The following is a 5625-nucleotide window of genomic DNA, read 5'->3' on the forward strand; positions in this document are numbered from 1 at the left end:
CGTCTCGTCATAGTCTCTCCTGTTCCCGGCATCTAAGCCGAAGTCAGGCAGAAACTCCACTTATCCCCGCTGTGCAGATTTCCCGAGCCAGCTCTGATAGTGCGACCTTTCAGGGGCGATAGGTCCGACGGCCACGAACCGTTCGGCGCGGTCGTGGCAAGCAGGCCGGCAGCTATCAGTGTGTCGACATCCTTTTCACCCTCGACGACGTAGACTGGATCACGCGGCCGTGAGGCGATTTCCGGCCACCGGTAGATGATTGGATCGGGCCTGCCAGAAAGCCAGCCGCCGTTGCCGTCTGGTTGGCGTTGGCGGAAGGTCTTCGGCTTCGCGTCATGCTCGTATCGAAGCACTTGGAATAGAACTTCGCCATCGGGGGTGGCATAGTCGTATTCCACGGCCAGCCGGAAACCAAGGGCAAGCAGGTCGGCATCGTAATACTTCTTGGGCGCATCTGCCGATTTGACGAGACCGAGATGCGCGGTCGGCGCAGATTGCTCTTCACGGCGAGGCGTCCGGTCAGGCAGGCCCGCCTTCGTGCGCACGTAGTCGCGCATTGCGATAGGGTCCTCACCGGCGTGGGGGTTGACCATGAAGCCCTCCGGCGCCGACGGATCAATCAGGATGCTGAGAGAACGATCGTGCTTGCTATGGCCCGGTGCCGGCGCGGCAATCTGGTTTCCACGGGCCTTGCCACCGAGAGCGGCGGCTATGGCTTGTGCATTGAGGTAGGTTGGTTCAGGCTGCTTCAGAATTGATGCCATTGGCCGTCATCGCCCTCAGTTCGTCGGTTGCGAGTTTCGTGATCTCGGACGCCAGCGGGGCCGCGAAGGTGGCGACGCGCCGGTATCCCGACTGCGGCGCGAACGTCAGCAGACGGCCGTCGGCCATGCGCAGCAGGCGGAGTCCGTACAACCTGCATTCCGGTGTTAACTGGAGGTCAAAGACCGCGGCTGCGCGGTGTCGACCGGAGGGCTCGTCTATCAATTGGAAGTCGAGGATTTGCATTTTTCTCCCATAAGGGTTTGCCCGCCGGCTTGGGTCGGCAGGCGGTTGTTGCATTTTTAACGTAGGGGTCGCCGGTTCGTATCTACGGCAATGATTGGCAATGAATAGGCGTTTTCGGACGCGTTTTCGCGCCACGAACGACCGCGAGAAATGCCGGTTTCTCAGGCTTTTGGGGTACATTCTCGTTGTTCGGGACGTGGGGGTCGAGTGTTCGAATCACTCCACTCCGACCAGCGAAAATCCTTTTAAAACAAGGATTTGCGGCCATCCCGAGGGCTGACGAGAACTTCCCGATACGAAAACTGACAGAAACTCTGACAGAAACCCCCTCGTAAGCCCGTGGCGATCGAATCGAAAGGGCCCTCCAAAGAGAGCCTTTCCTGACTAATCGGCCCGCCTGGAGGCAGCGAAGTTCGTAGGCAGCGCTGCCATTGCCGGGAGCTCGGTGCATAAGATTTCCATTGGGGGCGCTGGGGTCGGTTGCTGTCAGTCTGCTCCTGCGATCAGATTACAAGAAGCGACCATCCTGCTGCTCTGACATTCATCGGGTCGAGTCCGGATTAGCTTCGCTTGCCATCGCCATACGAGACCTTCGTCGTCGGCTTCGATTGACAACCTCATAACATCCATTATTCTGGATATATGGATAATAATAAAGCGATAATGGCGCTCGGTGCCTTGGCCCAGCTCACACGGCTGGAGACCTTCCGCCTCCTTGTTCGGTACGAGCCCGACGGCATGCCGGCCGGTGAACTCGCGCGCCTCTCACGCTTCCGTACCTCTTGACCACATTGGTCAAAAACACACCGGCCATTGGGGCCTCCCTATTTGATCGCTCCGGCGGCAATGCCGGCAATGAAGTGGCGTTGCAGCGCGATGAACACGACCAGCATCGGGGCCGTCAGCAGGACGGCGCCAGCCATGATGCCGCCCCAGGATACCTTCGTCAGTCCGATCAGGGCACCCGAGCGCCACCGGCGCGGGGAACATCGCCCGGTCACTCGCAATCAGGAGTGGCCAAAGATAGTTATTCCAGCTTGCAAGAAACAAAATGATGGACAGGGCGGCGATCGCCGGCCGCGCCAGCGGCAGGGCAACGAACAGGAAAAGCCGCAGGTGGTCTCCCCTGATCGACTCGTCGATCGATATCCGGGCAGCGGGTGCGCTGCAGCGCAACCCCGGACGCGTGCTGGTCTCTTGCCCGTCGCTATCGTGTTGGCGGCAGCAGATGGCGAAAGTGCCGGCGCTTTTCGACCAGTTCCCCGGAGAAATCGAAGCGGATGCCGACGGCCAGAGCGGTGTGCTTGGCCAGGCCGCCAGCGGCGACCGCCTTGCGGCTATCGCGCCAATCCAAGACAGCGAAGGCAGCGGTGTGACGCTTGCTTTGCAATCTACGAACCGCTGGTCCCGGTCAGTTCCTGAAGACGATGCAGGCGCCGCCGCTCTTGCGGACTTCAAGGCACACGGCCTCGGCTTCCTGCCGGGTCGGGCGGCCGATGCGGGCCGTGTATCGCGGCCTTGTCCCGAAGGCACGGTTGCGTTCCTTCTGGATCAGCGGCTTTTCCTTGTTCAGCGGCGCGGGCAGGGACCGAACGGTCGACAGGAACAGTCTGACGGCCACCGGCTTCTGGAAATGCCCCGCCAGTTGCGCGCCCCATGGCGCCCAGACGCCTTCCGCCTCGAATTCCAGGGCCTTGAGGCGCCGCGTGTCGGCAAGCGCGATGCAGGCGTCCTCGAAGGACTTCTGCCCGTCGAGGCGCAGATCGATGGCTGCAGGCGGGTTGTCGCGCCAGTCCTCGGCCGGATGAGCGGTGATATCGAGGACGTAGTTGCGGGTCTCCTGCGGCAGGCTTCCGGTTTTCAGGAATGTCCGCAGTCCGCCTTCGCCGGCATTGTAGGCGGCGGCGGCCAGACCGATGTTGCCGAAGCGATCTCGCAGGTCATCGAGATACTCGGCCGATTTCTTCAATGCCTCCAAAGCGTCGAAACTGTTCGACAGGCCGCGCAGTCTTGCGGTGGAGGGAATGAATTGCGCTATTCCTTCCGCGCCCTTCGGGCTGACGGCATCTGGACGGAACCGGCTTTCCGTCCAGATCAGCCGCGCAAAGAAATCGGGCGGCAGATCGTTCTCGCCGGCGAAGCGGGCTAATGCCCTGCATATGTCGCGATTGAAGCTGGCCTCGCGGACGCAGAGCGTTCCGGTGCTGGTGGCTATTGAGTAAGTACAAGGCGGCGCGCGCCATTCAATCTGGGCGATCGCGGCATCCGTCGGGATGTTGGAGACCAGCCACCCCGCAGCCAGCAAGGCAAGTCTTCCCCTGTCCCGTCTCCGTCGCGCGTGCCACATCGCTCCCTCATACCACCGATGCGAAACGAGAGGGAGGTGCCTGCCTATTGCGCCGGCAGGATTAACTGCATGAAGGTCAGGTCCAGCCAGCGCCCGAACCTGGTGCCGACTTCAATTCGTGCAAGTCACCTGCTTCTCTACGTTCTCGGCTTGCACCTCGATGATGAAGTCGCGCATCAGCAGCATACATGCCTCATGGTGCGTCTCGAGCAGAAGATGTGTTCCGTCGTAAATGTGCATGTCGATCCGATCGAGATCTTTCGCGTATGCGAAAGCCTCCTCGATTTCGTAGTAGGGGTCGTGCCGCCCCCAAAATAGCAGGGCGCGCGGTTGATGTTCGCGGTGATAGGCTGCAAACTTGGGAAATCGGGCCACGTGCGAGCCGTAATCCGAAAAGATACGAAACTGGATTTCGACACGTCCGGGCTGGCGCATGCGCTCCCAATCAAGATGCCACCCCTCGGGTGCGACAAGGGGCACGAGACGATCCGGGATCTCGCCGACATAGGTGTGCTTCACGCCCTCGAAGTTCAGCCACTCGGGAAGGCTCGCGCGGTTTTCGGGAGTGGGGGAAGCCCAGTAGGATTTGACCAGATCCCAAGGCTCACCAAGCCCCTCCTCATGGGCATTGCCGTTCTGAATGATAAGCCCGAGCACGCGTTCGGGGTATTTCAGAGCCAGGGCATAGGCGACGGGGGACCCGAAATCGTGGACGTAGAGAAAGAACCGGTCCATCTCGACCTGGCGCATTAGAGCATCGATCGTTCGAGCCATGGCATCAAATGTGTACTCGTAGTCGTCGGGCGCTTGGGTAAACCCGAAACCTGGCAAATCCGGCGCGACCACATGCGCGACTTCGGCCAAGGGGCCGATAACGTGGCGAAAATAGAATGACGAGCATGGCTGGCCATGCAGAAGAAGCAAACCCGGCGCCCCACGCCGTCCCGCTTCCCGATAGAAAAGATCGACGCCGTCCACGTTGACGGTGTGATGCCTGGTTTTATCGATGGTGTGCATGTTTCCCTCCTGGGCTGCTATCTTGGGTCGGCTAAACCGGTTAAGCTAACGATAACGGTTAGCGATCGCATAACCGGATAACTTCGTTTATACGGTTAGGTTCCATGTTGGCTAACGCGGATACCATGTGGACGCCCGGGCACTTCATCGGTGGCCACCCTGCGCTAGACCTTACCAACGCCGTCTTCACTCGCGACATGCCCAATGACGACAACGAGTTGTTGAAGTCCTCACGGGATGTCGGAAACTGGCTTCATTTCGTAGGTCTTGCCACACAGGCTCAGGCAACTGCGATTTGCGGTATTGCAGCCCCGGCGTTCATGGAAAGCGTTTGGGAGTTGAGGGAAGCATCGTTTTCGATTTTCGATGCGCTCGCTGCTGGAAAGCCGCCAGTGCCAGAGGCGTTGGGCTTGCTGTTTAAGCAGGCAGCGAAAGGGCTTTCAACAGGACGACTCAAGTTGGAAGAAACCAAGGCCGCGCCACGCATCGAGCACGTCGCGAACGCCGAAGCAGTCATTGCTTTCCTGGCAACGGTCGCTATCGAGGCCTATTTTGTCCTGCCGCGCGAGAGACTGCATGCTTGCCCGCGCTGCGGCTGGCTTTTTCTCGATACATCACGAGGGGGAAAACGCCGCTGGTGCAGCATGCAGACCTGCGGTAACCGCGAGAAAGTAGCCCGCCATAAGCAACAGGCTGATCGCAAGTAAATTCGAGACAGTCTGTTAGTGGCAGTTTTTGAAGGCCGTGCCCCTCCGGGCAATGTCCTTTGTGAGGGTCGATACCTACCGGTTCACCCATCGCGACCCGGAACGCCCGCGATGGGGTGGAAGAACGAAGGCTTTCGGCAAGTTTGCGAACAAACCCTTTGACCTTTTCCTTGGGGTATCCGCCAGGCCATCGAGGAGCAGGAGCTTGCCATCCAGGAAGACAACCCGGACCTGTTCTTCGAATGCGACGAGCGTATGCACGCGCTCTATTGCAGCCTGGCCGGACGCGACGGGGTTTGGGGCTTCATTTCCGACGCAAAGAAACACATGGGCCGCGTTCGCCGTCTGTCGGCGCAGGCCGGCCAGCTCGACCAACTCGTGCGGGACCATCAGGATGTACTGGATGCCGTTACGGCCAGCAACATGGACCGCGCTCAAGAGGTGATGCAACGTAAGCATCCGATCAGCCACGCGGTCTCTGCGCGCGCGGATGAGGACCAATCGGTCTATGGTGATTAGGTTCGGTCGAAGTGGGGCGCTTGACGT

At 60.0% G+C, this 5625-nt stretch carries 7 protein-coding genes and 2 pseudogenes; 3 read left to right on the forward strand and 6 right to left on the reverse strand.

Features of this window, described 5'->3' with window-relative positions; genetic code table 11:
- Window positions 1–32 precede the first annotated feature (32 nt).
- On the reverse strand, window positions 33–764 hold the full coding sequence (locus EV665_RS32555; protein ID WP_162853235.1) for a hypothetical protein: 732 nt from the start codon (window positions 762–764) through the stop codon (window positions 33–35).
- Window positions 739–1008 carry a hypothetical protein gene (locus EV665_RS31555; RefSeq protein ID WP_133037207.1) on the reverse strand — a complete coding sequence of 90 codons (270 nt, stop codon included), beginning with the start codon at window positions 1006–1008 and terminating at the stop codon, window positions 739–741. Before EV665_RS31555 ends, EV665_RS32555 begins: the two co-directional genes overlap by 26 nt.
- A 642-nt stretch (window positions 1009–1650) precedes the next feature.
- On the opposite strand from EV665_RS31555, the pseudogene EV665_RS33005 reads away from it, so the two are divergent.
- Window positions 1651–1773: pseudogene (locus EV665_RS33005) on the forward strand (transcriptional regulator); the annotation flags it as partial.
- Window positions 1774–1832: 59 nt separating this feature from the next.
- On the opposite strand, the pseudogene EV665_RS31565 reads toward EV665_RS33005, so the two are convergent.
- The 4 genes and pseudogenes from EV665_RS31565 to EV665_RS31580 form a co-directional block, all read right to left on the reverse strand.
- Window positions 1833–2121 (reverse strand): annotated as a pseudogene (locus tag EV665_RS31565) (carbohydrate ABC transporter permease); the annotation flags it as partial.
- Between the two features lie 94 nt (window positions 2122–2215).
- Window positions 2216–2398 carry a hypothetical protein gene (locus EV665_RS31570; protein ID WP_133037208.1) on the reverse strand — a complete coding sequence of 61 codons (183 nt, stop codon included), beginning with the start codon at window positions 2396–2398 and terminating at the stop codon, window positions 2216–2218.
- A 21-nt stretch (window positions 2399–2419) separates the two neighbouring features.
- The gene (locus EV665_RS31575) at window positions 2420–3355 is read right to left on the reverse strand and encodes a lytic transglycosylase domain-containing protein (protein ID WP_133037209.1); all 936 of its coding nucleotides are present in this window, start codon (window positions 3353–3355) and stop codon (window positions 2420–2422) included.
- Between the two features lie 111 nt (window positions 3356–3466).
- Window positions 3467–4372 (reverse strand): alpha/beta fold hydrolase, encoded by a 906-nt coding sequence (locus EV665_RS31580; protein ID WP_133037210.1) that lies wholly within the window; start codon window positions 4370–4372, stop codon window positions 3467–3469.
- Window positions 4373–4497: 125 nt separating this feature from the next.
- On the opposite strand from EV665_RS31580, the gene EV665_RS31585 reads away from it, so the two are divergent.
- Complete coding sequence (locus tag EV665_RS31585) at window positions 4498–5079, forward strand: CGNR zinc finger domain-containing protein (RefSeq protein WP_245507901.1); 582 nt, start codon at window positions 4498–4500, stop codon at window positions 5077–5079.
- Window positions 5080–5268: 189 nt separating this feature from the next.
- Window positions 5269–5598, forward strand: coding sequence for an FCD domain-containing protein (locus EV665_RS31590; RefSeq protein ID WP_281048303.1), 330 nt, complete (start codon window positions 5269–5271; stop codon window positions 5596–5598).
- The last annotated feature ends 27 nt before the right edge of the window (window positions 5599–5625 follow it).

Origin of the sequence: Shinella granuli (assembly GCF_004341885.1) — a bacterium.
Lineage (GTDB): Bacteria > Pseudomonadota > Alphaproteobacteria > Rhizobiales > Rhizobiaceae > Shinella > Shinella granuli.